Origin of the sequence: Pseudomonas onubensis, assembly GCF_965653655.1 — a bacterium.
In the GTDB taxonomy this organism is placed as follows: Bacteria; Pseudomonadota; Gammaproteobacteria; order Pseudomonadales; family Pseudomonadaceae; genus Aquipseudomonas.
Map to the genome: position 1 here is coordinate 1 of NZ_CBFHAZ010000050.1, position 24,847 is coordinate 24,847.

Below are 24,847 nucleotides of genomic sequence, written 5' to 3' on the forward strand. Positions count from 1 at the left end.
TGCTCGCGAAGGCGTAGTGTCAGTCAGCACATGTGTGGCTGACCCACCGCCTTCGCGAGCAAGCCCGCTCCCACGTTTTGTTCGTCACTGGGCTCAGGATTTGGCCTTGGCCAGGTACGGCGCCAGCCGGCGGCCCATTTCTTCACCCAGCGCCTGCAGCCCGCTCAAGGGACGCACCATCACTTCAAACTCGACGATCTGCCCCTGTTCGTTGAAGCGAATCATATCGATACCTTTGAGCTGCTTTTCACCCACGCGCGCGCTGAACTCCAGCACCACGTTAAGTCCGTCGGCACTCGCCAGTTCGCGGTGATAGGCAAAATCTTCGAACACCTTGATCACCGTGTTGAGGATCATCGACACCACCGGCGCGCCGGGGTAGGGCGTGTGAGCCATGGGCGAGCGGAATACCGCGTCGGGTGCGAGCAGTTCGGGCAGGGCGTTGAGGTCGCGAGCGGCCAGCATGGTGTGCCAGCGTTGCAGGGTGTGGGCGGCGGCGGGGTTCAGGTGGAGTTCGGACATGGGCTGTACCTGTTCTTATGTTGGGAAGGTGGTTCACCTGCCCAACATAAGAGCGGCACTCAAGCAGGGTCAATCACCCGAATTGACAGTTAAGTAACCCGAATGCACTTACACCACTTCCAGGTAGGAGCTGTGAATCGCCCGCGCCAGTTCGCGCACCGTGTCGATAAAGTCCGTGAGCCGGCTGTGCAAGCCGTCCTCCAGGATCTCATCGATGCCGGTATAGCGCAGGCGCGCTTCAAACTCGGCCGCCAGGCGCTGGGCCGTGCGCCCGTAACTGCCCGGCAGGTCGGCGAGGATATGGCTCAATTCCTCGATGCACGCATGCAGTGAGCGCGGTACATCACTGCGCAACAGCAGCAACTCCGAGACCGAGCGCGCATTCAGCGCGTTGGGGTACAGCTCGGTATAGGCTTCGAACGATGACAGCGCACGGAGCAGGGCGCTCCACTGGTAATAGCCGCGTGCCGAAAGGTCGCTGACTTCCTCCGATTCCTCGCCGAACATTTCATACCGCGCATCCAGCAGACGCAACGTGTTGTCCGCACGCTCGACAAAGGTGCCCAGGCGAATAAACCGATAGGCGTCATTGCGCATGATGGTGCCGGAGGTGGCCCCGCGAAACAGGTGCGAGCGCTGTTTGACCCAGTCGCAGAAGTGGCTGATGCCATGGCGCGCCAGGCCGCCGGCGGCGATGCTGCGCATTTCCAGCCAGGTGGCGTTGAGGTTTTCCCACATGTCGGCGGTGATGCGCCCGCGCACGGCGTGGGCATTGCCTCGGGCGGCACGCAGGCAGTTGTAGATGCTGGCGGGGTTTTCTTCGTCGAGGGCGAAGAAGTGCAGCATGCGTTCGGCGTCCAGCTGTTTGTGGCGTTCGAGGTAGCTGTCGAGGGTGCCGCTGCTGAGCAACGACATGGCCAACTCATCCAGCCCGTCACTGCGCCCGGCCTGGGGCATCAACGACAGCGAATAACTGACTTCCAGCATGCGCGCCAGGTTCTCGGCACGCTCCAGGTAACGGGACATCCAGTACAGATCTGCGGCGGTTCTACTCAACATACTCAGCCCTCCACCACCCAGGTGTCCTTGGTTCCGCCGCCTTGCGACGAGTTGACGATCAACGAGCCTTCCTTCAACGCTACACGGGTCAGCCCGCCAGGCACCAGGCGGGTTTCCTTGCCTGAGAGCACGAATGGGCGCAGGTCGATGTGCCGGGGTGCGATGCCGTTTTCGACAAAGGTGGGGCAGGTGGACAGGCTCAGGGTCGGCTGGGCGATATAGGCGTGAGGGCGCGCCTTGATGCGTTGGCGGAAGTCCTCGATTTCGGCAGCCGTCGAAGCCGGGCCGACCAGCATGCCGTAGCCGCCGGAGCCTTGGGTTTCCTTGACCACCAGTTCAGGCAGATGGGCCAGCACGTGGGACAGTTCATCCGGTTTGCGGCACTGGAAGGTCGGTACGTTTTGCAGCACCGGCTCTTCGTCCAGGTAGAAGCGGATCATTTCCGGCACATAGGGGTAGATCGACTTGTCATCGGCCACGCCGGTGCCGATCGCGTTGGCCAGCACCACATTGCCGGCGCAGTAGGCGGCGACCAGGCCGGGTACGCCGAGCATGGAATCCGGGTTGAAGGCCTTGGGGTCGAGGAAGGCGTCATCGATACGCCGGTAGATCACGTCCACCGGTTTGGGGCCATCGGTGGTGCGCATGAACACTTTAAGGTCGTGCACGAACAGGTCGGCGCCTTCGACCAGCTCCACGCCCATTTCCCGAGCCAGGAACGCGTGCTCGAAAAACGCGCTGTTAAAGCGCCCCGGCGTCAGTACGACCACGTTGGGGTTGTCGAGCCGGCTGGAGCTTTTAAGGGTTTTGAGCAGCAGGTTGGGGTAGTGGTCCACCGGTGCTATGCGCTGCTTGGCGAACACCTCCGGGAACAGGCGCATCATCATCTTGCGGTCTTCGAGCATGTAGCTCACGCCGCTGGGGGTGCGCAGGTTGTCTTCGAGCACGTAGTAGGTGCCGTCGCCGTCGCGTACCAGGTCCACGCCGGAAATATGCGAATAGATGTCGCGGTGCAGATCCAGCCCGACCATCGCCTTCTGATAACCCTCGTTGCCCAGCACCTGCTCGGCCGGGATGATCCCAGCCTTGATGATGCGCTGGTCGTGATAGATGTCGGCAAGGAACATGTTCAGCGCATTGACGCGTTGGATGCAGCCGCGTTCGATCACGGACCATTCACTGGCGGGGATGCTGCGCGGGATGATGTCGAAGGGGATCAGGCGTTCGGTGTCTTGCTCGTCGCCATAGAGGGTGAAGGTGATCCCGGCGCGGTGGAACAGCAAATCAGCCTCGCGACGCCGTTGGGCCAACAGTTCCGGCGGCGTATTGGCCAGCCAGCGGGAGAAATCCTGATAGTGCGCACGGCAGGCGCCGTTTGCGTCATTCATTTCATCAAAGAAAGATCGAGCCATTCCAGTACCTTGTCAGTGCCCAGGGTTGCCTTGGGTGGCACTGCCGCTTAAAAAAACGCATATTTTTATGAGCCTGTGGCTGAGGGTGCCAACGGGCCTGGTCCTTACTTTCTTATGGGGTCGGCTCTGGGTCGGGGGGTAACGAATGCTCCTGTATCCGGGCAGATGAATGCATTAAGCAATGCCTGTGCCGGAACGGTGTTCAAGGCAGTTATTCCCCTGTGGCGAGCGAGCTTCTGTGGCGAGCGAGCTTGCTCGCGCTGGGCTGCGTAGCGGCCCCAATAAAGGCGGGAGCGCTGCGCACTCCAACGCGAGCAAGCTCGCTCGCCACAAAAGCGCTTGCCACAAAGAATGCGCTCCTGTAGGGGGCGCCTTGCGCGCTCAATTGGTGCATGAACAAACTTGAACTTCATCCCGCCCTGATTCTTCTAACAAGGCTCGTCACCTTGTGGAGCACCGCCGTGCCCAGAATCATCTCGCCCAACACCCCGACCGCCGCCCTGGACGATCACAGTGAACACAATGCCAAGATCTTCGGTTCACCCAAGGATCGCCTCGACTTCTACCGCCGCGAAATCCAGTACGAAACCAGCATCCTGGCCAACCGCACCGACGCCTACCTGACGGCGCAGTCGTTCCTGGTGATCGCGTTTGTCTCGGGCATGGGCAACCTGAACCCGGAATGGGGCAAGTTTTTCACCTTGATCGTGCCGGCATTTTTGGCCTCCCTCGGCATTCTCAGCTCACTGAACGCCTGGCCCGGTATTCGCGCCGCCTACGAAATCATCGACCACTGGCACTACAAGCAGAGTGAGTTGCTGCGCAGCGAGCCGGTAATGGGCCTGGCCTATGACGATTCGCCGCTGTTCTGCGAGACCGAGTCATCCCACAAGGGCTATCGCAAGTCGCTGCTGTTCTCCATGCGCGCGCCGTGGCTGTTTATGGTGTTCTGGGTGCTGCTGGGTGCGTACGCGTTTTATATCCAGGTGGATAACCCGGTCTCTTAAGCAATTTGAACTTCGTGGCGCTGCGCGCACCCTTAAGTTTACGCAGGCTACGTTTTACATGAGAGGTGACCTATGAACACCAGCAACGACCCCCAAACCAGCAACCGTAACGACCCGGCCATCGATCGCGGCGAGCCGGCGCCCGGCACCGCTGCCGATGCGCCCAAAGACCCGAAACCTGCCAGCGACCCCAAGGCCCGGGAAAACGACTACAGTCCAGACTTCAAGCCCACGCGTGCGCCCAAGCCTGAAACCGATGCCGATATCGACACCCAGGGCGGTTAGAGGAGACGGTTATGTCACAAGAACTGGATGACGAGGAAGAACTCAATGACCCGGGCAATGAAGACCCAGGCTCATTGATGGATGATGCAGAAGTACCGCTGAATGATCTGGATGACGCAGCGGATGTAGGCAATACCGAAAATCAGGACTGATCCGATGATCGCTGCGACGGGTTACCGAGCTTGAAGTAAACTGCTTCCTCTGGCTGCCCGTCCGGCATCACTTCCTGACCCACCACGCGGTTATCCATCAACAATTGTGCCTGCTCGCGATCGATGTTGATGACGGTGCTGCGCTTGCCGGTGATCACATAGACCACATCCACACCTTGCGCGGCCAATGCCGCCAGGTAGTCGGCACGCGGCAAATCCTCTCCTTGTTCATATTGACGCTGCTCCCGCGCCGTTACCCCACCCGCCTGCGCCAAGCGCTGCTGCGTATAGCCAAGGCGTTGGCGTTCTTCATAGAGTCGCAGGCCTATCTGCTTCATGACTTTACCCACCCTGTTACTTGGTTCCAAGGGTTTGAAAGCCCGTAAGGCGAGGGATTCAGTTTATTTGCGTACCCTTCGTTCGTACCACGCCAGCATCGGCTGGGTGCTCAGGCCATGTACGACGATGCTTAAAGCGATTACCGAAATCGTCAGGTTCACCGCCACCGCACTGCTGGTGCCGATCAGCCCGTGGTTGAGCGCATAGAACAGGTAGTAAATGCTGCCGATGCCGCGAATGCCGAACCAGCCCATCAGCAAGCGTTGCCGATGGTCGATCAGGCCGCGCCAAGGCATCACCAGCACGCTGAACGGTCGAATCACGCAGAACAACAGCGCGGCGACCGGCAGTGCGCGCCAGTCCCAGTGGCTGGCCAGCACGATGCCCAGCACCGTTACCAGGAACACTTCCATCGAGCGCTCCACCAGGCTGCCGAACGAGAGCATGTCGCCCATCATCACGCCGGCGGCAATTTGCGTATCCTGCAGGTCACTGACGTCGCCTTGCAGGGCTCGCTCAGGTTCCACCTCCAGATGGCCCACCACCGGCAGCGCCAAATGCTCTGAAGGCGTCTGCGAGTGACCGGTGGACCTGAACTCAGCCTGGCGCAACCCCAGCCCGGCGGCAAATACCGATAAAAAGCCGAAACCGCCCACGGCCTCGGCCACGACGTAGGCCAGGGCAATCAGTGCCAGGGTCAGGTAATCGTTGGGTGACAAGGTGCTGTCGGCATGGGTGATACGCAACCACAGGGTCACACGGCCGATGCCTCGGCCCATCCAATAGCCGATCAACAACCCGGCGGGCACTGCCCACAGCAGGTTTTTCAGCACCCAGCCGCCAATCCAGTCGCCGTCAAAGCCGCCGTGCTGCATAAACAGCAGCGCGAAAATCACAAATGGAAAGGCGGTGCCATCGTTCAAGCCCGCTTCGCCGGACAAGCCAAAACGCAGCGCGTCATAATCCTGTGCATCATTGACCTGCACCAGCCCGGCCAGCACCGGGTCTGTCGGTGCCAAAATGGCACCCACCAGCAGCGAAACGCCCCAGGACAACGCAAATAAATAGTGCAGCGCAAGGCACACCCCGAGAATGCTCAGCAGCATGACCGGCCCGGCCATGCCGAATGCAACGCGCCAGGTGCGATGTTTGAGCGGCAGGCGCAGTTTCAAACCGCTGACGAACAGCGAAAACAACACCGCGACTTCGGTGAGGTGCTCCATCCAGCGCGCCGAGCCTTTGATATCCAGACCCAAGAGGTCGACGCCCAGCGGACCAATGGCGATGCCCAGCAACAGGCACACCGCCGAGGTGGTCACCGGCATCCAGCGCAGGTAGGAGGAGGTGAGGGCAAGGGTGAGGAGTACGGCGCCGAGTACGGCCATCCAAATAATAAACGTCATCGTGTGTGCACCAGGCCGTGGTCTGTCTCGGTTGGAGGACCACGGCTCGATGCAGGTTCAATCGGGTGCGATCAGGTACTGATCCAGGAATGGTCAGCCCCAACTTTCACATTGAATCTGTAGCGCAGCGGGAAATAATGCTCCTTGGTCCTCTTGATCTGTAAGGGCGCTGTTATTGGCACCACCACGCCCTGACGCTCGTAGGCCTCTTTAATCCTTTGTTCAATGTTGACGACTGGACCTTGCGGCACAAGTAGGCCATCGACCACTGTTGCTTCTTTAGGGAGGCCATCCATACCCAAGTCGTACATGTCGGGTCTTTTGGCTTTTAGTGTGTCATTAAACATATTCGGACCGACGGTATCGAATATTTTGGCCTCATACTCCTTGAACTCGGGGGTGAACTGGATCTTGCCATCGGGGCCTCGCGTGGCAGTCGGTCGATTATTCGCAAAGTAGGCTTTGTTTGTCGCAAAGCGTTTATTCATCTCCCTGATCATCTCGTCAAGCACTGGGTTGCCGGGTCGAGTCGCAAAGTTACTGGTGTTGTAGAACGATTTGTATTCGGCCAGCGGGTGCGTCACGGGCGAACCGAGCAGCACATCGTCGGCGCCTGCTGCGACATCGATGGCACCGACGTTGTTTCGAATAAGGTCATCGGTATCCAGATAAAAGCCACCGTGTTTATTCATGATCGGGTAGCGGGCTACATCCGAAGCGGCAGCCAGATTCTTGCCTTGCCCTTGTCGGAAGTAGCTGTACATTTCGCCGTTCTTCAACTGCTTGAATGCGGCGTCTTCATTAAGGTTGAGCACCGTCACGCCAGGCACTTTCTCCTTGAGCTTGCTTTCTATTTGTTTAAAAACAGCAGGGCTGTCGGCGTCCACGTGCAGGACTGTTTTATACCCGGGGGCGCGGCTGGCGTTTTTGGTCATGTTGTCGACCAAGTGGGCGGGAATCTCCTGGCCTGCCCAAAAATAGTTCAATGTTTTGGGCACGGGGGCCAGTTGTTTCGGGATTCCGGGAATCGACGAAATATCCACAAAGTTATAGTGGTGGGCGCTGGCTTTTTTAGCCTTTCTGGATTCTTCCAGTGTTCCCCGCTGCCAGTCGCCTTTGGTCGTTCGCCAGTAATACTGCTGACTTTGTTCGTGGGTGCCTCTCCATAGGCCGGCCGTGCTGTCGAAAGCAACTTCCTGATCGACGTTTTTGTAATTAATCCTGAATGGATTGCCTGAGGTTTCCACGACTTTAATAGCGTCCATCGGCACCACGTAGGTGCTATCCCCCAACCTGAAAGGCGTCGATGTGCCAGTGGCGCCGCCCAGCAGGCGCTCGGCCCGGGATGCGGGTACCCACCCTGAAGGGCCAAGATCCTTGACAGGAATATCGGGGCTTGTGCCGTTCGGATGGCGGATGACGCGCTGGCCGTCCTTGACCCGGGACTCAAAGAGCCGGCCATCAACCTTCACATATTCGCGCTTGCTGCGGCCCACGAACACGTTGTTCTGCAAGCCCTTGGTCGATAACTCGTCTGCGGCGATGTAGCGGGCTTCATAGCTGTGCAGATCGTCCAGTGAGCGTACTTCGCCACTGGCTGCAACGCGGTTGGGTGTAAAGTCTTTCAAGGGCGGGCCAATGGCGCGTTGCTTCAACGCATCGTATTCATGCCAATTGCCTTGGAACATCACAGCCTGTCGCTCGACTGTTTCCTGCCCCACCTTGATTGTCCCGCAAGCCGCCAGCCCATGCTGCTCGCTGGCGGTCTGGATGGCGTCGTCACTGGCGATAGCGCGCAAACTGTTCGAGTCTCCCGGCTTGGGCACGTCGGGGACGAAGTGCTCCAGCGGTTTGCCGTAGGCCTGCTTCGTGCGCGGGTCCAAGGCGTACCACTTTTGGGTGGCTTCATCGAATTTCGCCAGGGCTTTCGTGCGGCTAGCGCTGTTGGCTGTCCTGAATGTTCCCTCAGCGATATCGGCCTTTTTAGCCAATTCCAACAGGTTGACACTGCGGTGCGCACCGCGCAGGTAATTGACGCCTTTATGTGCCTTGCCGGCGACAAACTTCAGGCCCTTCAGAGCCCCCTGTGCCAAGTCATCAAGACCACTAAACGGGTTCAGCGCGCCCGCGCCCGCGCGTCCAATAATCTTCAGCACCTGGGCAGTTTTTGACAGCGCGGAAGCACCGGCAAATGCGACTTTCGAGGCCTTGGCAGCGGTGCCGAGGCCGACCAAAAAACCAAAGATATCAAACGCCAAGTCGACAGCGCCTTGAGTATTCTTGCCCTCACTGAAGTTTTTAATGGCGGACCTGAACGGGATCAGGCTCAGTATGACCTCGCGAATGGTATTGACGGTGCGGTGTTCCGTCTGAAAGGTTGTTGTTCCCCTGGAATATGCACCCAACTCAGGCAACTTCATATCCGCGATCAATGCATCGGCCAGGTATTGGGTTCTGGCACTGGCAAAGTTCTTCGGTACATCTGTGGCGCCTTTGCGTTCGTCGGTTATCCCGGCAGGGTAGTCACCCTTGGGCGTTATCTGGTCTGCTATATAACGTGGGCCGGTGGACGCAAGGCTGGCAGGCGAGAGTGCTTCATAAAACTGGCTCCGCTGCCGGGTAATAGTGCCCTCCAGTCGGTTGATTGCATACTGCATGCTCTGGGTTTTACCGTTGACGGTGCGCAGCGTCTCGACCAGCACCACGCCTGTTTCAACACGCCTGTCATAACTGGAGCCAGGCACACGGTCGTAGCGGATGTCCTGGTGCACGACGATTTCGCCGAACTCCAGATTCTCCCGGTCCTCCAGTGGCAATTTCGAAATCAGGACCTTGAGCTGCGCCGACGTGGCCTTTTTGACGGCATCCGAGAACGTGCGAAAGTCCTCATTGAATTGCTTGCCGGGATCCGGCAGAAGTTTGAGCCTTGGCAGCAAACCGTTGATATCAATGTTGTCTGATGAGGAGACCCATGCCCCGCGCACCCCGCTGTCGGAATCGGGTGGTGGGGATCGAAGCGCTCGGCCATCAATGTACAGGTCCAGCAGTGAGTAGGGGCCGGGGAATATGTAGGTGTAGGGTTTGGACTCAATGCACTTTTGCTCGAACAGCGCTGGGTCCATATCGGGGAACGCTTTTTTCAAATGGTCGAGCGCAATGGCTTTGGTGGTGGGTGTCGTGAGGGGGGGCAGTGCGGCCGCTTCGCTCAGTTCGCGGACATGCTGGTCGTACGCCGCGCGCACCTCGGACAGGGCGGTATCGGTGGTTGGATAGCCCAAACCATTGGCATTCGCCCAGGCTTTGATCGCTTCGTTCTGGGCAGCATATTCAATCTGGCGCTCTTCGTCCGAGATCGGTGCAGTGTTGGCCGCCAGCATGATTTGCGCATAGTCCATTTTGCTGGTCGCGCCCGGCGCTTTCGCTTCCACGCGCGCCACCGCTGTGGTGAAGCTGACCCAGCTGTGTGAGCCCACTGTCACTTGCTGCGGGATATCCTTGGCCAGAAACTGCGGAGCGCGATGGGCGAGCATGAGGTAGGCCTGAACTGATGCAGCTTGCGCAGACGAGGCGAGGCCGTTGGCAAGCAGATGCTCCTCCAGCTCCTTGACCACCGCCGACGCCGATTTGTGGCTGTTGCTGGCTGATACCAGGGGGTAACCGTCAATACGTATTTCACCCTGGCCCTGGCCGTATTTTCCCACGCCCAAGGCCGCCAACAGCCAGTCAGTGGCACTGCCTTTTACTGAGCGCGCCTCGAATGTGGCCTGAATCGCCTCGCCCAGTGCGGTGCCTCTGGGTGAGCTGACCAAACTGTCGATCAGCTGTCGCGGGTTCAGCTGTTCCTCAGCGGAGATCGGTCGGCTATTGAGCAGATAGTCCAGGACATGCTTGAAGGGTTTTATCGTGAAGTCGCCGAATTTCCCTTCGCTTATATAAAACTTCAGCCGTACCTGGTCGTTATGCTCAAGCGGTTCAGGCCACGTCAGCGCGCCGCCCAGATCGCCATGGGTGGCAGCCCGGTAATTCGGCGCGAGGAGAGCGCTGGCGAGGTTCTCCAGTTGCTCGAGGTTGGTGGGGATGTCCCAGCCATGATCCTGCAGAAACTGCTGCAGGCTGACTTCGTTTGGGGCGCCAATGCCCGTTGGCCGGTAGGTGCTGATGGCAGACAGAGGCAGCGGCTGCCCCAGTTCGGCCTGGAGTTCCTCGACCTTTTTGCTGCCATTTTCCAGGGCCATCGCCAGACGTTGCAGCGTGACGCCCGCCCGGTGCCAATTGTGGATGTCACCCAGAACCGCTTTTTGCTCGCGCAGTGTTTCTTCGCTGCGCGACTGGATCAGGTCCGCAAAGCGGACTGGATCGAGGGTCTTGAAATTATGCGTCTGGTGGCTGATTTCGTCCGCCCGCTTGAGCATGCCAGACAGCGTCAGGTTCTGTGGCTCCTGATAAAATCGGCCGACGAGTCTCCAGGGTACAGGTGCGTCCAGGCTATTGACGGGCGGTGCAAAACGAAATTCGCTGTCTATGGCGCGCGCGGCGCGAAGGATCGGCGCGCTCAGAGCAGCCCACCGGCTATCGTCCTGGCCCAGCGTGTGCAACGTGCGTAGCGGGTCAAGAGAGCGCTCAAGGTAAAAAGATATTTGACCTGATTTGGCATCGATTTTTATCGAGGTGGTGTCAATTCCCAAGGCCTTCATCCACTGCTGAACGTCGGGCGACTGGAAGGCGTCATGCAAGTGCCCCCACCATTGGCCAAAGGTTGAGTGGGGAGGAATGTAATCGAAGTCTTCAACTTTGATACGGCGGCCGGCCAGGTTCAGGGCGATCGCGTATTGCTCTGCCAATTCGCTATCGCCCTTGGCACGCGTGGTGGACTCCTCTTCCAGCGGGGAAGAGGTGTCACGTTTTTGCCTCGAAGGCGGTGGGGGTGGAGACAACACAGGAGCAGGTTGAGGAGCGACGATGATCTTGCTGGAAACGGTGTTCATAGGGGCGGGCCTTGGGCGTTTGGAAACACAGCCTTGCCTGGGGCTGCTAACGGAGTGTTTCCCTTGAGTAACAATCGCCTGGGATTGGCTCCCTTGATCCGCCGATTATGTTGTTGCGCTACATTTCTGCCCTTCCAGTCCAGCCTGCCTCAGGTTCAATGTGTTTCCATCAACTGCGAACCGATGGTTTTCATCCGAATCATGTCCATCAACTGGCGCAACCCCGGTTGCGACTGGCGACGGCTCGGGTAGTACATGCACAGCGGTTCGCCCATGCAGGCCCAGTCCGGCATGACCTCCACCAGGCGGCCGTCGGCAAGCTGCTGCTGCACGCGGTCCGACAGGCAATAGGCAATCCCCACGCCTTGCAGCGCCGCATTGACGATGGTTTCGGTGTCGGCCGCGCTGAAGTTTCCCGGCACGTCGATGCGTTGCTGGCGCGCCCCATTGCCCAATTCCCATTTGTAGGTGGTCTTGTCGCCCAGGTACATGCGGATGCACGCATGCTCCAGCAGGTCCTTGGGCACTTGCGGTGTACCGCGCCGGGCGAGGTAGGCCGGGGAGGCGACCATGATCCAGCGCAGTGCCCCCGTCAGCGGCACCGCGACCATGTCCTGGGGCACGGTGGCGCCATAGCGGATACCCGCGTCGTAGCCTTCGGCAATGATGTCGAGCATGTGGTCTTCGACGATCAGGTCCAGGCGCAGCTGCGGGTAGGCGTCGGTGAAGGCGCCGAGAATTGGCGCCAACAGCAGCACGGCCGCATCCCGCGGCACGTTGATGCGCAGGCGGCCAATCGGTGCTTCGCGGTGCAGCTCGAGGGTGTCGAGGCCGTCCTGGATGGTGGCAAAGCCCAGGGTGAGTTTTTCCGCCAGCAGAGTGCCGGCGTCAGTCGGTTCTACCGCGCGGCTGGTGCGGTACAGCAGCTTGACCCCCAGGCGCGTTTCCAGGTTGCGCATGGTGTGGCTCAGGGCCGAGGTGGTCACGCCCAGCTCATGGGCGGCATGGCGAAAACTGCGGCGCCGGATGATCGCCATGAACACATTCAGATCGGCCAATTCGGAACGATTAAAAGCCGCCATATCAAGCCTCATTACCAGGAGTTCGGTTGCATGGGGCGTTGAGCCCTATTCAACCTCGGATGATCTAGAGTAATTGTTTTTCTACGTATTTTTGCAGTTCGAGGAATTTTTTATGCGCATCGAGACCATCCGGATTGCCGGCATCGACAAGGCCGTCTCGCGGATTGCCCTCGGCACCTGGTCCATGGGTGGGCATTTGTGGGGCGGTGCGGACAACGAGCAGTCGATCAAGACCATTCGCCATGCCTTGAACTGTGGCATCAACCTGATCGACACCGCGCCGGTGTATGGCCTTGGGTTGTCTGAAGAACTGATCGGCAAGGCCGTACGCGGCATGCGCCACAGTGCGGTGATCGCCACCAAGGCCGGCCTGCAGTGGGACGACGGCACCACCCGGCGCAATGCCACGGCGCGGCGCATTCGCAAAGAAGTCGAAGACTCGTTGGTGCGCCTGGACACCGACTATATCGACCTGTACCAGGTGCACTGGCCCGACCCGCTGGTGGCCCAGCAAGAAACCGCCGAAGAGCTGGAGCGGCTGCGCCGTGAGGGCAAGATCCTGGCTGTCGGCGTGAGCAACTATTCCTGCGCGCAAATGGACGACTTCAGTCGGCACACCGCGCTGGCCACTGTGCAGCCCCCGTACAACCTGTTCGAGCGCGCCATCGACAGCGACATCCTGCCCTATGCCCGCCAGCACTCGCTGGTGCTGTTGGCCTATGGCCCGCTGTGCCGTGGCTTGCTCACCGGCAGCATGCACTCGGCCACCAGTTTTGCCGGGGATGATGTGCGCAAGCTTGATCCCAAATTCAAGGCGCCGCGTTTTGAGCAATACCTGGCGGCGGTGGCGGCGCTGGACAGTTACGCGCGCGAATGCCATGGCAAATCGGTGCTGGCGCTGGCCATGCGCTGGGTGCTCGACCAAGGCCCGACCATTGCACTGTGGGGCGCGCGCCGCCCCGAACAATTGAAGGGCTTTGAAGAGGTGTTTGGCTGGCACCTGAGCGCCGATGACCTGACACATATCGACCGTATTCTCGCCAGCACGATAAAAGATCCTATCGGGCCGGAATTTATGGCCCCCGCCAAACGTTAGCCTTAACGACAGGGATGTCGGCACACACACAACATCCCTGTTCGTCGAGGTTTTTGCATGAAGCGCGGTACCGTATTCAAAATCGCTGGTGGTTTGCTCGCTGTGCTGGCGCTGGTGGGGGCCTGGCAATGGCGGGGCAATCCTGACGCGTTGTGGCGTATCGTCAGCCAGCAGTGTGTGCCCGACCAGCAACAGCATCAAAACCCCAGCCCGTGCCTGGCGGTGGACCTGGACCGTGGCTACACCCTGTTCAAAGACCGCAACGGCCCGTTCCAGGACCTGTTGATTCCCGTGGATAAAGTTACCGGCATCGAAGACCCGGCCCTGGGGCGGCACCTGCTGCCGCATTACTTTACCCAGGCCTGGCGGCACCGTGCGGTGCTGTCTGCGGGCTTGACCAAACCGATCCCCGATGCGTTTGTGTCGGTGGCGATCAACTCCCGCTATGGCCGCTCGCAGAATCAGTTGCACCTGCACATCGCCTGCCTGCGCCCGTATACCTTCGCCTTCCTCAACCAGCAAGGCGACAGCCTCGATGAACAGTGGCGCGTACTGCCCACGCGCTTGATGGGGCACACCTACAGTGCCCGCACCTTGTCGGCGGCGGACGCTGATGCACTCGACCCCCTGGCCGTGTTGCGTGAATACGTGGATGCCCAGGGCGGCAGCATGAGCCAGTACAGCCTGCTGATGGCACCCCGCGACGATGGCAGCTTTGTGCTACTCAGCACCCACGTGACCTTGACCGAGCTGAACCTGGGTTCAGCCGAGGAGTTGCAAGACCCTCGTTGTGACCTGATGAGCCAACTGTAAGCCTCTACTAACCTGATTCGGATCCTCTCCATGCGCTTGACCGTGTTGGCCTCGCTGTTCCTGTTAGCCGGTGCCGCCCACGCTGCGGCCCGCGAAGTTGTCCCTATCCATTTTCAAAACTGCATGCGGTCAAGTGTGGGAGCGGGCTTGCTCGCGAATGCGGTGGGTCAGTGACAGATAAATTGGCTGACCCACCGCTTTCGCGAGCAAGCCCGCTCCCACATTTAGACCGCGGTGCATCAGGTAGAGAGGCTTTTGCTTCGCACTTGATCTGGCTTTTGATTCAACCACTCAGGTCGGCTTTCAGGCCGCCGTGCTGTAGATCTTGATCTTAGGCGCCCCATCCCCCCAGGAAAAAGTCATTCACGACCTGTTCACTCGATAAACGACACCCCCTCAAACATACCCATTGAACGACTGTTCAGTTTGCACTATGTTGACCGCATCCACCCGTTTGCACACAACCGGGTTCGCGCTTTTTAGTTTTTAACGAGAGGCTCTGGCATGCGGTTTTCCCCCTTCGTCGAACGTATTGCAGGGCAGGGCGTCGCCGCCTGGGACATCCACCACGCCGCGTTCCAGGCTGCCAGCCAGGGCGAAGACATCATCATCCTCAGCGTCGGCGACCCCGATTTCGCCACGCCGTCGTTCATCACCGACGCCGCTGTCAGCGCGCTGCACAGCGGCGACACCCACTACACCGAAATCCCCGGCCGCAGCGCCCTGCGCGAAGCCGTCGCGGCGCGCTACAGCAAGACCCTGGCACGCTCACTGAATGCCGACAACGTGATCATCGTGCCCGGCGCACAAAACGCCTTGTTCATCAGTTCCCTGTGCCTGCTGCAAGCCGGTGATGAAGTGTTGGTGCTCGACCCGATGTACGTCACCTACGAAGCCACGCTTAAAGCCAGCGGCGCCACCCTGGTGCGCGTACCGTGCTCGCCGGAGTCCGGGTTTCGCCTGGATGCACAACGCCTGGCTGCCGCCATCACCCCGCGCAGCCGTGCCATCTTCTTCTCCAACCCCAATAACCCCACCGGCGTCGTACTCAACCCACAGGAACTGCAAGCAATAGCCGACCTGGCGATCGCCCACGACCTGTGGGTGGTGGTGGATGAGGTCTACGAAAGCCTGGTGTTTGACGGCCAATACCACAGCCTCGCTGCGTTGCCCGGCATGGCCGAACGCTGCATCGTGATTGGCAGCCTGTCCAAATCCCACGCCATGACCGGCTGGCGAACCGGCTGGCTGATCGCCTCAGCAGAAATGATCAGCCACGCCGAAACCCTGGTGCTGAGCATGCTCTACGGCTTGCCGGGTTTTGTGATGGAAGCCGCCACAGCAGCCGTGTTGGCCCATGATGACGTGACGGTGGGCATGCGCGACATCTACCGGCGCCGCCGTGACCTGGTCGTGGCCGGCCTGAGTGCGTGCCCCGGCATCAAGGTGCAGGCACCGCAAGCCGGGATGTTTGTGCTGGTGGACGTGCGCGGCACGGGCCTGGGCTCCTTGGATTTTGCCTGGCGCCTGTTCCGCGAGGCGGGTGTGTCAGTGCTGGATGCCGCGGCGTTTGGTGAACCGGCGCAAGGTTTCGTGCGGCTTTCCTTTACCTTGGGCGAAGCACGCCTGGCCGAGGCCTGCCAGCGTATCGCCGGCTTTGTCGCCAAGCTTGCCGGCGAGCCGCGTGTGGCGCCGGCGCCAAAGATAGAAGTGCTGGCGCCGGTCGAGGCGCGCAAGATGATTGAGGTGATCGACCTGCATAAGCGCTTCGGCAATATCGAGGTGCTCAAGGGCATCTCGCTTACGGCCAACGAAGGTGAAGTGATCTCGCTGATCGGTGCCAGCGGCTCGGGCAAAAGCACCTTGCTGCGCTGCATCAATATGCTCGAAGTGCCCGACCAGGGCAGCATCCATGTCGACGGTGAAAGCATCAAGCTCAATTACGGCATGCCCGGCGCGCCGCTGGTCGCCGATGCCAAGCAATTGGTGCGCATCCGTTCGACCCTGGGCATGGTATTCCAGAACTTCAACCTGTGGCCGCACCGCACCGTCCTCGAAAACCTTATTGAAGCGCCCACCCAGGTACTGCGCGAAAGCCGTGCCGAGGCCATCGAACGCGCTGAAGCCTTGCTCGACCGCGTCGGCCTGGCCGCCAAGCGCAATGAGTTCCCGGCGTTCCTGTCAGGCGGCCAACAGCAGCGCGTGGCGATTGCCCGCGCACTGGCCATGCGCCCCAAAGTCATGCTGTTCGACGAACCCACCTCAGCCCTCGACCCCGAACTGGTGGGCGAAGTGCTGCGCGTGATCCGCTCCCTGGCCGAAGAAGGCCGCACCATGATCCTGGTCACCCATGAAATGGCCTTCGCCCGGGATGTGTCCTCCAAAGTGGCTTTTCTGCACCAAGGTTTGATCGAAGAAACCGGCACGCCGGACGCGGTGTTCCTCGACCCACGCAGTGAGCGTTGCCGACAGTTCGTCAACGCGCATCAAACTCGCTAACTCCAGAAAAAGACGGGGCAAATCATGAAATGCAAGCGCATGGCAACGTGGTTGGGCAGTGCAGTGTTGATGTTGACCGCAGGTTTTACCCTGGCGGCAGAAAAACCCATCGTGTTTGCGGTGGCGGCCGAACCCTATCCGCCGTTCACCGTAAAAGGCGGGAACGGCCAGTGGTCAGGCTTTGAAGTCGACCTGATCCACAAGCTGTGTGAAGGCATGAAAGCCGAGTGTCAGATCAAGGAAGTGGCGTGGGACGGCATCATTCCCTCATTGCTGGCGAAGAAAATCGACGTGATTTTCTCCTCGATGTCGGTCACCGACGAACGTGAAAAACAGATCGCCTTCAGCCGCGCCTATTACGATTCACTGCTGGGTGTGGCAGGCCCCAAAGGCGCTACAGTGGACATTACCCCCGAAGGCCTCAAGGGCAAGTTGATCGGCGTGCAGATCTCCACGGTCAGCGCCAACTACCTGAAGAAGTACTACGAGAACATCGCTGACCTCAAGTACTACGACACCCAGGAATCGGCGAATGCCGACCTGATCGCCGGGCGAATCGACTACATGATGGCCGACGACACCGCCATCGCCATGATGGTCAAGACCCCGGAAGCCAGTGGCCTGGCGCACATCGCCAGCGTGCCCTACGACCCGATCATCGGGCGTGGCGTCGGCGCCGGTTTGCGCAAGGAGGACACCGCGCTCAAGGCCCGCCTCGACAAAGCCATCGGCGAACTGCTGGTGAGCAAGGACTTTGACGACTTGTCCCAGCACTATTTCGGCCTGTCGGTGAGCCCGTGCAAGCGCGCCGACACCCCGGCCTTTGTGAGCAAGACCTGTGACAGCCCCTATCAGCAAATCGCCCAGAAGACCGAATAATGCTCGATCTCCTCAGCTTTGGTGACCAAGGATGGGGCAATGCACTGCTCAAAGGGTTATGGATGACCCTGCAAATCTCCGTCGGCGCCTTCGCTGTGGGCTTGCTGATCGGCCTGGTGGTGGCCTGCGCCAAGCTCAGCGCGCCGCGCCCGATTGCACTGTTGATGCGCGGCTACACCACGGTGTTTCGCGCGGTGCCGGAACTGCTGCTGATCCTGCTGCTGTATTACGCAGGCTCCATGGGCCTTAACGTGTTGATGCTGTGGCTGGGTTTTGCCCAGGTCAATATCAGCGGGCCGTTGGTGGCGATCCTGGTATTGGGGCTGGTGCAGGGTGCCTACGCGTCGGAGATTTTCCGCGCGGCGATCCTGGCCATTCCCCACGGCCAGATCGAAGCGGCGCGGGCCTTTGGCTTGAGCGGCTTTGGCCTGTTTCGCCGGGTGACTTTGCCGATCATGGCGCCGTATGCATTGGCGGGCATGTCCAACCTGTGGATCAACCTGATCAAGGACAGCGCCTTGATCAGCGTGGTCGGCACCAACGAGCTGCTGTACACCGCCAAGCAGGCGGCGGGTTCCACGCGTCATTACTTGCTGTTCTACCTCACGGCCGCCGCCTTGTATTACCTGGTGACGCTGGCTTCCAACTACCTGTCCGGGCGCCTGGAGCGACGTATTCGTCGCTGGATGCCGGTTGTCGAGTGAGGCGCGCATGCCTGAGTGGATAAGTTACTACGCGGGGCTGATCGCCAAGGGCTTGCAGACCACCTTGTCGTTGCTGTTGATCAGCGCGGTGCTGGGTTTTGCCCTGGCGGTGCTGGTGGCGCTGGCGCGGTTGTCACGGCGCAAATGGCTGGCGCACAGCGCGCTGGCCTACACCAGTGTGCTGCGCGGCACGCCGCTGCTGATCCAGATCTACATTTTCTACTACGGCCTGGGCAGCCTGTTCGCGCAGTTCCCGATGATCCGTGGCAGCTTCTTGTGGCCGTTCTTGCGTGACGGTTACTGGTACATCGTGTTTGCCCTGGTGCTGTCGGTGGGCGCCTATGTCGGAGAAGTGATTCGCGGCGGCCTGCTGGCGGTGCCCAAGGGCGAAATGGAAGCCGCTGCGGCGTTCGGCATGACCCCGCGCCAGGCGCTGCTGCGGGTGCGCTTGCCACGGGCGATGCGCCTGCTGTTGCCGACCCTGGCCGGTGAGACCGTAATGCTGCTCAAATCCACCGCGCTGGCGTCGACCATTGCCGTGGTCGACCTGCTGGGCGCGGCCAATGTGGTGCGCGCGCAGACCTTGCAGATCTATCAACCGTTGCTGTTGGTGGCCAGTGTTTACCTGTGCCTGACCTTCCTGATCGAGGGCGTCTACGCCATCGCCGAACGGCGCGGCACGCCGCTGCGCAGGTCAGCGGGATGAAACAGGACCGCGCGCTGCAAGGGATTGCCCTGTGTTCACTGGCCTACGCGTTTCTGGCGTTGCAGGACGCGGTGATCAAATGGCTGGTGGCCGATTATTCGGTGTTCAGCATTCTGTTCTGGCGCAGCCTGGTGGTGGTCGGTGCCTGTGTGATCGCCGGGCGCATGGGCCTGTTGCGCCGGGCTTGGACCTCGGTGAGCCGCAAGCTGCTGATCATTCGCGGGCTGCTCTCGCTGCTGGCGTGGTTGCTGTATTACACCGCCGCCAAGGACCTGACCCTGGCGGAAATGACCACCTTGTATTTCTCCGCGCCGATCATGGTCACGCTGCTGGCTGCGCTGATCCTGAAGGAACGTGCGAGCCGGGGCCAATGGGTGGCGCTGATCATCGGGTTTGTGGGAGTGGTGATCGCCTGTCGCCCCAGCAACATGGTCGATCCAGTGCCTATCGCGCTGACCCTGGCGGCCGCGTTGTGCTGGGCGTTCACCTATATCCAGCTGCGCCAGGTCGACCCGGCAACCTCGGTGCTGGAACAGATGCTGATCACCAACGTGGTCTTTGTTATATGCATGGCGGTGACGTTGCCCTGGACCCACACGCCAGCGCCGACCCCGGCCTGGCTGGGCATGCTGGCCGCAGGTCTGGTCGGCGGCATAGGTCAGTTCCTGTTGTTTGCGAGTTTCCGCCGGGCCACGGCGACCTTGCTGGCGCCGTTCGAATACACCGGGTTGATCTGGGCGTTTTTACTCTCGAGCCTGATCTGGGGCACCTCGATGGATGTGTCGCTGAGCATCGGCGCCGTGTTGATCGCGGTCAGCGGCACCCTGGCCATGCTCAGCGCCCGCCACCCGGAATCACAGGACGTGGTCGGCGCCGAATGCGCCGTGACGCAACCCCTGTACCCAGCAGCGACAGATGTGCAGCCCGTTGGCGGGGCTGAAAGTGCCGGGGTTCAGACACCCCTCGAGCCAAAGCCCGTCGAGCATCGCCGATAGGCCAATGGCGGCCAGGTGGCTGTCGTGGATCTTGAGGTTTTCGCTGCGGGCCAGGTCGTCCAGCAGCTGTTGGATCAGCGCCAGGTAGGCGCGGTAGCTGTTTTCGTGGGACTGGTTTACGTGGGGCGAGTGGCGGATCAGGCTCCAGAACACCACCCACACGCCGAGCAGGTCGGGGTCCATGACACGCGGCGAAAACGAGGCGCGCAGAAACGCGTCCAGGCGCGCGGCGGCGCCTTCGGCAAGCTCGACTTGCGCCCATAGCGCGCTGGTCAGTTCATTGGCAAGTTTGTGGTAGGTCTCGGCGATCAACGCGTCGATGCTGCCGAAATGGTGGTTGAGCAAACCCACCGAAACCCCGGCTTGGGCGGCGATGCGGCGCACGGAAATCCCGGCGTGGCCGTCGCGGGCCAGGCAGGTAAGAGTCGCGGCAACCAATAAGTCGCGGCGTTCATCGGGGTCGGCGCGGCGCAGTTTGGGAGGGTCGATGGTCACGGGCATGCCTTTGATAAAAGACCAGAGCGCTCAGGTTAATTGAACGTGTGTTCAATCACTAGCGATTAAATCATCAGAGGAGGGCAAGGCATGGCAGAAGACCTTTCGTGGCAGGTGCCAGGCGATGCGGGTAACACGTTGCACATCGGCGCCTGGCGGTTTGAAGGCGACGGCAGTGGCCCCAAGGTGCACCTGCAAGCCGGCGTACACGCCGATGAAATCGCCGGGATGTTGGTGCTGCACCACCTGCTGCCGCGCTTGCAGGCGTGCCAGGCCCAGGGCCGCCTGCGCGGCAGCGTAACCGTGGTGCCCCAGGCCAACCCCTTTGGCATTGGCCAGTTTCGCCAGGGCAAATTGCTCGGGCGTTTCCATGAGGCCACCGGGCAAAACTTCAACCGTGCGTTCGACCATTCCCTGGCCATGGAACGCCCGGCGAGCAACCTGGCGCAATGGCAGAAAAGTTTAGTGCAGTTGGCGGCCGACGCCGATCTGGTGCTCGACCTGCACACCGATGATGAGGCCCTGCCGTACCTCTACATTCATCGCAGTTTCTGGCCTGAACAAGGCCTGGCACTGGCGGCCGCGTTGCAGGTCGAGGTGGTGATTGTGTGGGATGAAGGCGGTGACGGCTCCTTTGAAGAAACCCTCATCAATCACGGCACACCGCGCTTGGCCGCGACGGTCGAATTGCGCGGGCAGGCCGATGTCAGCGATACCCTGGCGCAACAAGATGCCGACGGGTTGTGGGCGTGGCTATGCATCAATGGCGTGATTGATGAAGTCGCCGCGATCAGTGAATGGCAGGGCGAGGTGGTGGACATGGGCTGCATGGAAACCGTCCTGGCGCCTTGCGCCGGTGTGCTGGTGTTTGAAAAAAGCCTGGGTGGCCCGGTTGAAGAGGGCGAGCGTTTCGCACGCATCATCGGCCGCCCTGGCGACCCGTCCTCCGAAGTGATTTTGCGCGCTGCGCAAACCGGGCGCATGGTGACAGGCCACCGCGAACGCCTGGTGGCCCAGGGTTCGGTGGTGGCCAAATTCACCGGGACGCGGTTGTCGGAAAGCTACAGCGGCGGGGTGCTGGACCCTTAGCTTTCTTCAAAACTACACAAACCCTTGTGGGAGCGGGCTTGCTCGCGAAAGCGGTGTATCAGTGAAGGATGTATTGGCTGACAGTCCGCCTTCGCGAGCAAGCCCGCTCCCACATTTTTAATTGTGGTGCGGCTCACCAACCCAGGGACTTGAATAGCTCAGGCACGCCATCGAGCCTCGCCACAACGGCATCATCAGCCTCGTTCCAGGCTGCGTTTTTCCAGCAGCAAACGCTCAAGCTCTTGCATCGGCAATGGCCGGCTGAACAAGTAGCCCTGGATCTGATCGCAGCCGGCCGCCTTCAGAAACGCCAGTTGCGCCTGGGACTCGACACCTTCGGCCACCACGCGCAGTTCCAGGCTGTGCGCCAGTTCAATGATGGTGCGGGTAATGGCTGCGTCCTGCGGGTTGCTGGTGACTTCGCGGATAAACGCGATGTCGATTTTCAGCGTGTCGATCGGAAAGCGGCGCAGGTAGGCGAGGCTGGAATAGCCGGTGCCGAAATCGTCGATGGAGATTTTTACGCCCATCGCGCGCAGGCGTTGCAGGCTGGCGATGGTGTGCTGGGTGTTTTCCATCAGCGAGCTTTCGGTCAACTCCACCTCCAGCCAATGGGCCGCAACGCCGGTCTTTGCCAGGCTGGCGGCGATATCGGCAATCAGGTCGCCCTCGATCAATTGATGCCCGGAAACGTTCACCGAAACCTCCACCGCACCAATGTCGCTGCGCTGCCACGCGGCGATCTGCCGGCACACGTTGTCGATGACCCAGCGGCCGACGGGCACGATCAAGCCAAGGGTTTCCAGCAACGGCACAAACACCGCTGGTGATACTGCGCCGTGGCCGGGGCGGTCCCAGCGCAGCAGGGCTTCCAGGGCACACACGGCGCCACTGGCCAGCTCGACCTTGGGTTGATAATGCAGGGTGAAATCGCTGCGTTCGACCGCCAGGCGCAGGTCGTTTTCCAGCGCCTCGCGGGTCAGGTCATGCACGGTTTCACGGGTTTGATTCTGCAGTTGCAGTTCGAGCATCAGGCCATGGGTTTTCAATTGATCACCATGGGCCTTGAGCCGCAGCAGGTTGCGCACCCGCAGCCATAATTCGATGTGCTCCACCGGCTTGCTGAGGAATTCTTCGGCACCGGTTTGCAGGCCACTGATCCGCGCCTCGGACTCGCTGAGCGCCGTGAGCATGATGATCGGGATATTGGCGGTGGCGGCGTTGCCCTTGAGTTGGCTGGCGACGTCATAGCCGTCCATGCCCGGCATCATGATGTCCAGCAGGATCAAGTCGGGCGGCTGCTGCGCTACCAGCAGCAAGGCTTCCTCGCCGCTGCTGGCGGTCAGGGTCTGGTAGCCCTCATGTTGCAGCAGGGTTTCCAGCAGCTTGCGAACCTGGGGTTCGTCATCAACGATCAACAGCGTTGCGGGTGAGCTGGCCATGGAGAGGACTCATGCAGAGGGTGTGGTGTGTGGGGGCAGCAGGGTGTCGATCACGCGGTACAGCTCTTTGTAGCTCAGGGGCTTGCTCACATACGCGTCGCAGCCGGCCAGGCGGGTTTTTTCGCGGTCTTCCTTCATGGCCATGGCCGTCAGGGCGATCACCGGGATGTGCGCGGTGTGCGGGTCTTGTTTAAGCATGCGTGTTGCCGCCAGGCCATCCATGCCGGGCAACTGGATATCCATCAGGATCAGCGCCGGTTGCTGCTCGCGGGCCAGGGTCAGGCCGGTTTCGGCGTCGGCGGCCCACAGCACGGTGTACCCGGCATTGACCAGCAACAGGCGTGCCAGGCGCATGTTCGCCTCGTTGTCTTCGACGATCAGGATGTCGGCCATTAGCTTGCCTCCCTGGCGCGATGCAGTGGCAACCACACCACAAAGCGTGCGCCCAGGTCGGGCTGGCTGGCCACCGCCACGCTGCCGCCCTGCAACTCGGTCAATTGCTTGACCATGGCCAGGCCCAGGCCGGTGCCTTCGAATTTGCGCGCCAGGCTGCTGTCGATCTGGCTGAAGGCCTTGAACAGTTTGCCCATGTTGTCCACGGCAATGCCGATGCCGGTATCGCTCACGCTCAATTCAAGGAACTGTTGCTGCACACTGGGTGGCAGGGCGAAGCTGTGCACTGGCCAGTCGCCAGCAATCAGCCCGACCTGATCGCGGCTGACCTCACGCACTGCCAGGGTTACGCAACTGCCGTGCGCGCTGAACTTCACCGCATTGGCCAGCAGGTTGTAGATGATCTGCTTGGTCTTGCGCAGGTCCAGCGCCAGGGTGCCGAAATCACCCTGGCTGTCGAGTTTCAGCTGGATGCGTTGCAACGCGGCTTTTTCGCGCACGATCAGCAAACTGTTGGCCAGCAAGCCTGCGAGTTCAACCGGCTCCAGTTCCAGGCCCATCATCCCGGCTTCGACTTTGGACAGGTCGAGAATGTCGTTGATCAGCGATAGCAGGTGCTGGCCGCTGGTGAAAATATCGCCGATGTATTCGCGCTGGATATCGCTCATGTCGCCCACCAGGCCGTCCTTGAGCGCCTCGGAAAAGCCGATCACCGCGTTCAGCGGCGTGCGCAATTCGTGGGACATGGTGGCGAGGAACTCGGACTTCATATGGTTGGCGTGTTCCAGTTCCAGGTTCTTTTCCTCGAGGGCGCGTTCAAAGCCTTTGCGCTCGACTTCCTCCTGCTTGCGCGCAGTGTTGTCGGTGCCGATCAACAGGTAGCCGATGATCGTGTCGTGGCGATTGCGCAAAGCCGTGACCGAGACCATGGCCGACAGGCGACTGCCGTCTTTGCGGATATAGGTCAGCTCGTAGATGTCTTCGATGCCCCGCGAAGCCTTGAACACCAAGGCTTCGAAGCCCGGGGTGATGGGCGTGTCGAGTTCCTCGCTGAGGGCGGCGGCGCGGGTGATCAACTCGGCGGGGTCGGAGATGTCGGCGGGAGTAATGCGGTTGACCACGTCAACGGCGGCATAGCCAAGCATGCGTTCAGCGCCGACGTTGAAGATCTGGATCACGCCTTTTTCGTCGGTGGCAATGCTGGAGAAGTAGGCGCTGTTGAAAATGGCGTCTTGCAGCGCGCCGGTTTTCAGCAGGGTTTTCTGGCGTTTGAATTCGACGATCTTTTCAGCGCGCGATTGCGGCGGGTCGGGTAAGGCTGAGTCCATCGCATGGTTTCCGTGACATTCAGGCCCGACACCGGTGCAGCGGCGTCGCAGAGCATGCTCACAGAAGATCGCGTTGAAGCGATGAGGAGGAGATGAGGTCTTTGGACAATAGCAGAGATCAGGACGATTTGAAGGCTGAAAGCGTCCCCCCGGAAACTTTCA

At 60.5% G+C, this 24,847-nt stretch carries 21 protein-coding genes and 1 pseudogene; 11 read left to right on the top strand and 11 right to left on the bottom strand.

Going from position 1 to position 24,847, the window contains the following annotated elements; all coding sequences use genetic code 11:
* Positions 1-93: 93 nt before the first annotated feature.
* The 3 genes from ACTD9P_RS17060 to ACTD9P_RS17070 form a co-directional block, all read right to left on the bottom strand.
* Positions 94-522 carry a nuclear transport factor 2 family protein gene (locus tag ACTD9P_RS17060; protein ID WP_438868611.1) on the bottom strand — a complete coding sequence of 143 codons (429 nt, stop codon included), beginning with the start codon at positions 520-522 and terminating at the stop codon, positions 94-96.
* A 108-nt stretch (positions 523-630) separates the two neighbouring features.
* A complete protein-coding gene (locus tag ACTD9P_RS17065) occupies positions 631-1,581 on the bottom strand; it encodes an alpha-E domain-containing protein (protein WP_017253783.1) in 951 nt (316 codons plus the stop codon).
* A 2-nt stretch (positions 1,582-1,583) separates the two neighbouring features.
* Positions 1,584-2,993, bottom strand: coding sequence for a circularly permuted type 2 ATP-grasp protein (locus tag ACTD9P_RS17070; RefSeq protein WP_438868612.1), 1,410 nt, complete (start codon positions 2,991-2,993; stop codon positions 1,584-1,586).
* Positions 2,994-3,454: 461 nt separating this feature from the next.
* Here ACTD9P_RS17070 and ACTD9P_RS17075 point away from each other — a divergent pair, with 461 nt between their 5' ends.
* The 3 genes from ACTD9P_RS17075 (at position 3,455) to ACTD9P_RS17085 (ending at position 4,437) form a co-directional block, all read left to right on the top strand.
* Positions 3,455-4,000 carry a hypothetical protein gene (locus ACTD9P_RS17075; protein WP_219267859.1) on the top strand — a complete coding sequence of 182 codons (546 nt, stop codon included), beginning with the start codon at positions 3,455-3,457 and terminating at the stop codon, positions 3,998-4,000.
* Between the two features lie 72 nt (positions 4,001-4,072).
* Positions 4,073-4,285 (top strand): hypothetical protein, encoded by a 213-nt coding sequence (locus tag ACTD9P_RS17080; protein WP_438868613.1) that lies wholly within the window; start codon positions 4,073-4,075, stop codon positions 4,283-4,285.
* 11 nt (positions 4,286-4,296) lie between these two features.
* On the top strand, positions 4,297-4,437 hold the full coding sequence (locus ACTD9P_RS17085; protein WP_164488403.1) for a hypothetical protein: 141 nt from the start codon (positions 4,297-4,299) through the stop codon (positions 4,435-4,437).
* Here the strand turns inward: ACTD9P_RS17085 and ACTD9P_RS17090 are convergent.
* From ACTD9P_RS17090 to ACTD9P_RS17105, 4 genes are all read right to left on the bottom strand, one after another.
* Entirely contained in the window at positions 4,428-4,775 is a 348-nt protein-coding gene (locus ACTD9P_RS17090; protein ID WP_438868614.1) for a helix-turn-helix domain-containing protein, read from the bottom strand. The two genes, ACTD9P_RS17085 and ACTD9P_RS17090, sit on opposite strands and share 10 nt — an antisense overlap.
* A gap of 63 nt (positions 4,776-4,838) precedes the next feature.
* Positions 4,839-6,179 carry a cation:proton antiporter gene (locus tag ACTD9P_RS17095; RefSeq protein ID WP_438868615.1) on the bottom strand — a complete coding sequence of 447 codons (1,341 nt, stop codon included), beginning with the start codon at positions 6,177-6,179 and terminating at the stop codon, positions 4,839-4,841.
* 71 nt (positions 6,180-6,250) lie between these two features.
* Positions 6,251-11,164 carry a glycosyltransferase gene (locus tag ACTD9P_RS17100; protein WP_438868616.1) on the bottom strand — a complete coding sequence of 1,638 codons (4,914 nt, stop codon included), beginning with the start codon at positions 11,162-11,164 and terminating at the stop codon, positions 6,251-6,253.
* Between the two features lie 155 nt (positions 11,165-11,319).
* Positions 11,320-12,246, bottom strand: a complete 927-nt coding sequence (locus ACTD9P_RS17105) for a LysR family transcriptional regulator (RefSeq protein ID WP_438868617.1) — start codon at positions 12,244-12,246, stop codon at positions 11,320-11,322.
* A gap of 112 nt (positions 12,247-12,358) precedes the next feature.
* On the opposite strand from ACTD9P_RS17105, the gene ACTD9P_RS17110 reads away from it, so the two are divergent.
* The 7 genes from ACTD9P_RS17110 (at position 12,359) to ACTD9P_RS17140 (ending at position 19,938) form a co-directional block, all read left to right on the top strand.
* Positions 12,359-13,342, top strand: coding sequence for an aldo/keto reductase (locus ACTD9P_RS17110; protein ID WP_438868618.1), 984 nt, complete (start codon positions 12,359-12,361; stop codon positions 13,340-13,342).
* Positions 13,343-13,399: 57 nt separating this feature from the next.
* A complete protein-coding gene (locus ACTD9P_RS17115; RefSeq protein ID WP_438868619.1) occupies positions 13,400-14,155 on the top strand; it encodes a CDP-diacylglycerol diphosphatase in 756 nt (251 codons plus the stop codon).
* A gap of 504 nt (positions 14,156-14,659) precedes the next feature.
* Positions 14,660-16,654 (top strand): aminotransferase class I/II-fold pyridoxal phosphate-dependent enzyme, encoded by a 1,995-nt coding sequence (locus tag ACTD9P_RS17120; protein ID WP_438868620.1) that lies wholly within the window; start codon positions 14,660-14,662, stop codon positions 16,652-16,654.
* Between the two features lie 24 nt (positions 16,655-16,678).
* The gene (locus tag ACTD9P_RS17125; protein WP_438868621.1) at positions 16,679-17,533 is read left to right on the top strand and encodes a transporter substrate-binding domain-containing protein; all 855 of its coding nucleotides are present in this window, start codon (positions 16,679-16,681) and stop codon (positions 17,531-17,533) included.
* The gene (locus tag ACTD9P_RS17130; protein ID WP_219267868.1) at positions 17,533-18,237 is read left to right on the top strand and encodes an ABC transporter permease; all 705 of its coding nucleotides are present in this window, start codon (positions 17,533-17,535) and stop codon (positions 18,235-18,237) included. The genes ACTD9P_RS17125 and ACTD9P_RS17130 overlap by 1 nt, the downstream gene beginning before the upstream one ends.
* 7 nt (positions 18,238-18,244) lie before the next feature.
* On the top strand, positions 18,245-18,943 hold the full coding sequence (locus ACTD9P_RS17135) for an ABC transporter permease (RefSeq protein ID WP_438868622.1): 699 nt from the start codon (positions 18,245-18,247) through the stop codon (positions 18,941-18,943).
* Positions 18,940-19,938, top strand: coding sequence for a DMT family transporter (locus ACTD9P_RS17140; protein ID WP_438868623.1), 999 nt, complete (start codon positions 18,940-18,942; stop codon positions 19,936-19,938). The genes ACTD9P_RS17135 and ACTD9P_RS17140 overlap by 4 nt, the downstream gene beginning before the upstream one ends.
* On the opposite strand, the pseudogene ACTD9P_RS17145 reads toward ACTD9P_RS17140, so the two are convergent.
* Positions 19,894-20,439 (bottom strand): annotated as a pseudogene (locus ACTD9P_RS17145) (TetR/AcrR family transcriptional regulator); the annotation flags it as partial. The gene ACTD9P_RS17140 and the pseudogene ACTD9P_RS17145 sit on opposite strands and share 45 nt — an antisense overlap.
* A gap of 84 nt (positions 20,440-20,523) precedes the next feature.
* On the opposite strand from ACTD9P_RS17145, the gene ACTD9P_RS17150 reads away from it, so the two are divergent.
* Positions 20,524-21,522, top strand: a complete 999-nt coding sequence (locus ACTD9P_RS17150) for a M14 family metallopeptidase (protein ID WP_438868625.1) — start codon at positions 20,524-20,526, stop codon at positions 21,520-21,522.
* Between the two features lie 194 nt (positions 21,523-21,716).
* Here the strand turns inward: ACTD9P_RS17150 and ACTD9P_RS17155 are convergent, their stop codons facing one another.
* The 3 genes from ACTD9P_RS17155 to ACTD9P_RS17165 are packed head-to-tail and all read right to left on the bottom strand — an operon-like array spanning position 21,717 to position 24,685.
* Positions 21,717-22,964 (bottom strand): EAL domain-containing response regulator, encoded by a 1,248-nt coding sequence (locus ACTD9P_RS17155; protein WP_438868627.1) that lies wholly within the window; start codon positions 22,962-22,964, stop codon positions 21,717-21,719.
* 9 nt (positions 22,965-22,973) lie between these two features.
* Entirely contained in the window at positions 22,974-23,357 is a 384-nt protein-coding gene (locus ACTD9P_RS17160; protein WP_438868629.1) for a response regulator, read from the bottom strand.
* Positions 23,357-24,685 carry a sensor histidine kinase gene (locus tag ACTD9P_RS17165; RefSeq protein ID WP_438868630.1) on the bottom strand — a complete coding sequence of 443 codons (1,329 nt, stop codon included), beginning with the start codon at positions 24,683-24,685 and terminating at the stop codon, positions 23,357-23,359. Before ACTD9P_RS17165 ends, ACTD9P_RS17160 begins: the two co-directional genes overlap by 1 nt.
* Positions 24,686-24,847: the final 162 nt, after the last annotated feature.

Coding starts and splice junctions, on each gene's coding strand:
- ACTD9P_RS17060 (WP_438868611.1), bottom strand. CDS start 522: ATGTCCGAACTCCACCTGAACCCCGCCGCCGCCCACACCCTGCAACGC.
- ACTD9P_RS17065 (WP_017253783.1), bottom strand. CDS start 1,581: ATGTTGAGTAGAACCGCCGCAGATCTGTACTGGATGTCCCGTTACCTG.
- ACTD9P_RS17070 (WP_438868612.1), bottom strand. CDS start 2,993: ATGGCTCGATCTTTCTTTGATGAAATGAATGACGCAAACGGCGCCTGC.
- ACTD9P_RS17080 (WP_438868613.1), top strand. CDS start 4,073: ATGAACACCAGCAACGACCCCCAAACCAGCAACCGTAACGACCCGGCC.
- ACTD9P_RS17085 (WP_164488403.1), top strand. CDS start 4,297: ATGTCACAAGAACTGGATGACGAGGAAGAACTCAATGACCCGGGCAAT.
- ACTD9P_RS17090 (WP_438868614.1), bottom strand. CDS start 4,775: ATGAAGCAGATAGGCCTGCGACTCTATGAAGAACGCCAACGCCTTGGC.
- ACTD9P_RS17095 (WP_438868615.1), bottom strand. CDS start 6,179: ATGACGTTTATTATTTGGATGGCCGTACTCGGCGCCGTACTCCTCACC.
- ACTD9P_RS17100 (WP_438868616.1), bottom strand. CDS start 11,164: ATGAACACCGTTTCCAGCAAGATCATCGTCGCTCCTCAACCTGCTCCT.
- ACTD9P_RS17105 (WP_438868617.1), bottom strand. CDS start 12,246: ATGGCGGCTTTTAATCGTTCCGAATTGGCCGATCTGAATGTGTTCATG.
- ACTD9P_RS17110 (WP_438868618.1), top strand. CDS start 12,359: ATGCGCATCGAGACCATCCGGATTGCCGGCATCGACAAGGCCGTCTCG.
- ACTD9P_RS17115 (WP_438868619.1), top strand. CDS start 13,400: ATGAAGCGCGGTACCGTATTCAAAATCGCTGGTGGTTTGCTCGCTGTG.
- ACTD9P_RS17120 (WP_438868620.1), top strand. CDS start 14,660: ATGCGGTTTTCCCCCTTCGTCGAACGTATTGCAGGGCAGGGCGTCGCC.
- ACTD9P_RS17125 (WP_438868621.1), top strand. CDS start 16,679: ATGAAATGCAAGCGCATGGCAACGTGGTTGGGCAGTGCAGTGTTGATG.
- ACTD9P_RS17130 (WP_219267868.1), top strand. CDS start 17,533: ATGCTCGATCTCCTCAGCTTTGGTGACCAAGGATGGGGCAATGCACTG.
- ACTD9P_RS17135 (WP_438868622.1), top strand. CDS start 18,245: ATGCCTGAGTGGATAAGTTACTACGCGGGGCTGATCGCCAAGGGCTTG.
- ACTD9P_RS17140 (WP_438868623.1), top strand. CDS start 18,940: ATGAAACAGGACCGCGCGCTGCAAGGGATTGCCCTGTGTTCACTGGCC.
- ACTD9P_RS17150 (WP_438868625.1), top strand. CDS start 20,524: ATGGCAGAAGACCTTTCGTGGCAGGTGCCAGGCGATGCGGGTAACACG.
- ACTD9P_RS17155 (WP_438868627.1), bottom strand. CDS start 22,964: ATGGCCAGCTCACCCGCAACGCTGTTGATCGTTGATGACGAACCCCAG.
- ACTD9P_RS17160 (WP_438868629.1), bottom strand. CDS start 23,357: ATGGCCGACATCCTGATCGTCGAAGACAACGAGGCGAACATGCGCCTG.
- ACTD9P_RS17165 (WP_438868630.1), bottom strand. CDS start 24,685: ATGGACTCAGCCTTACCCGACCCGCCGCAATCGCGCGCTGAAAAGATC.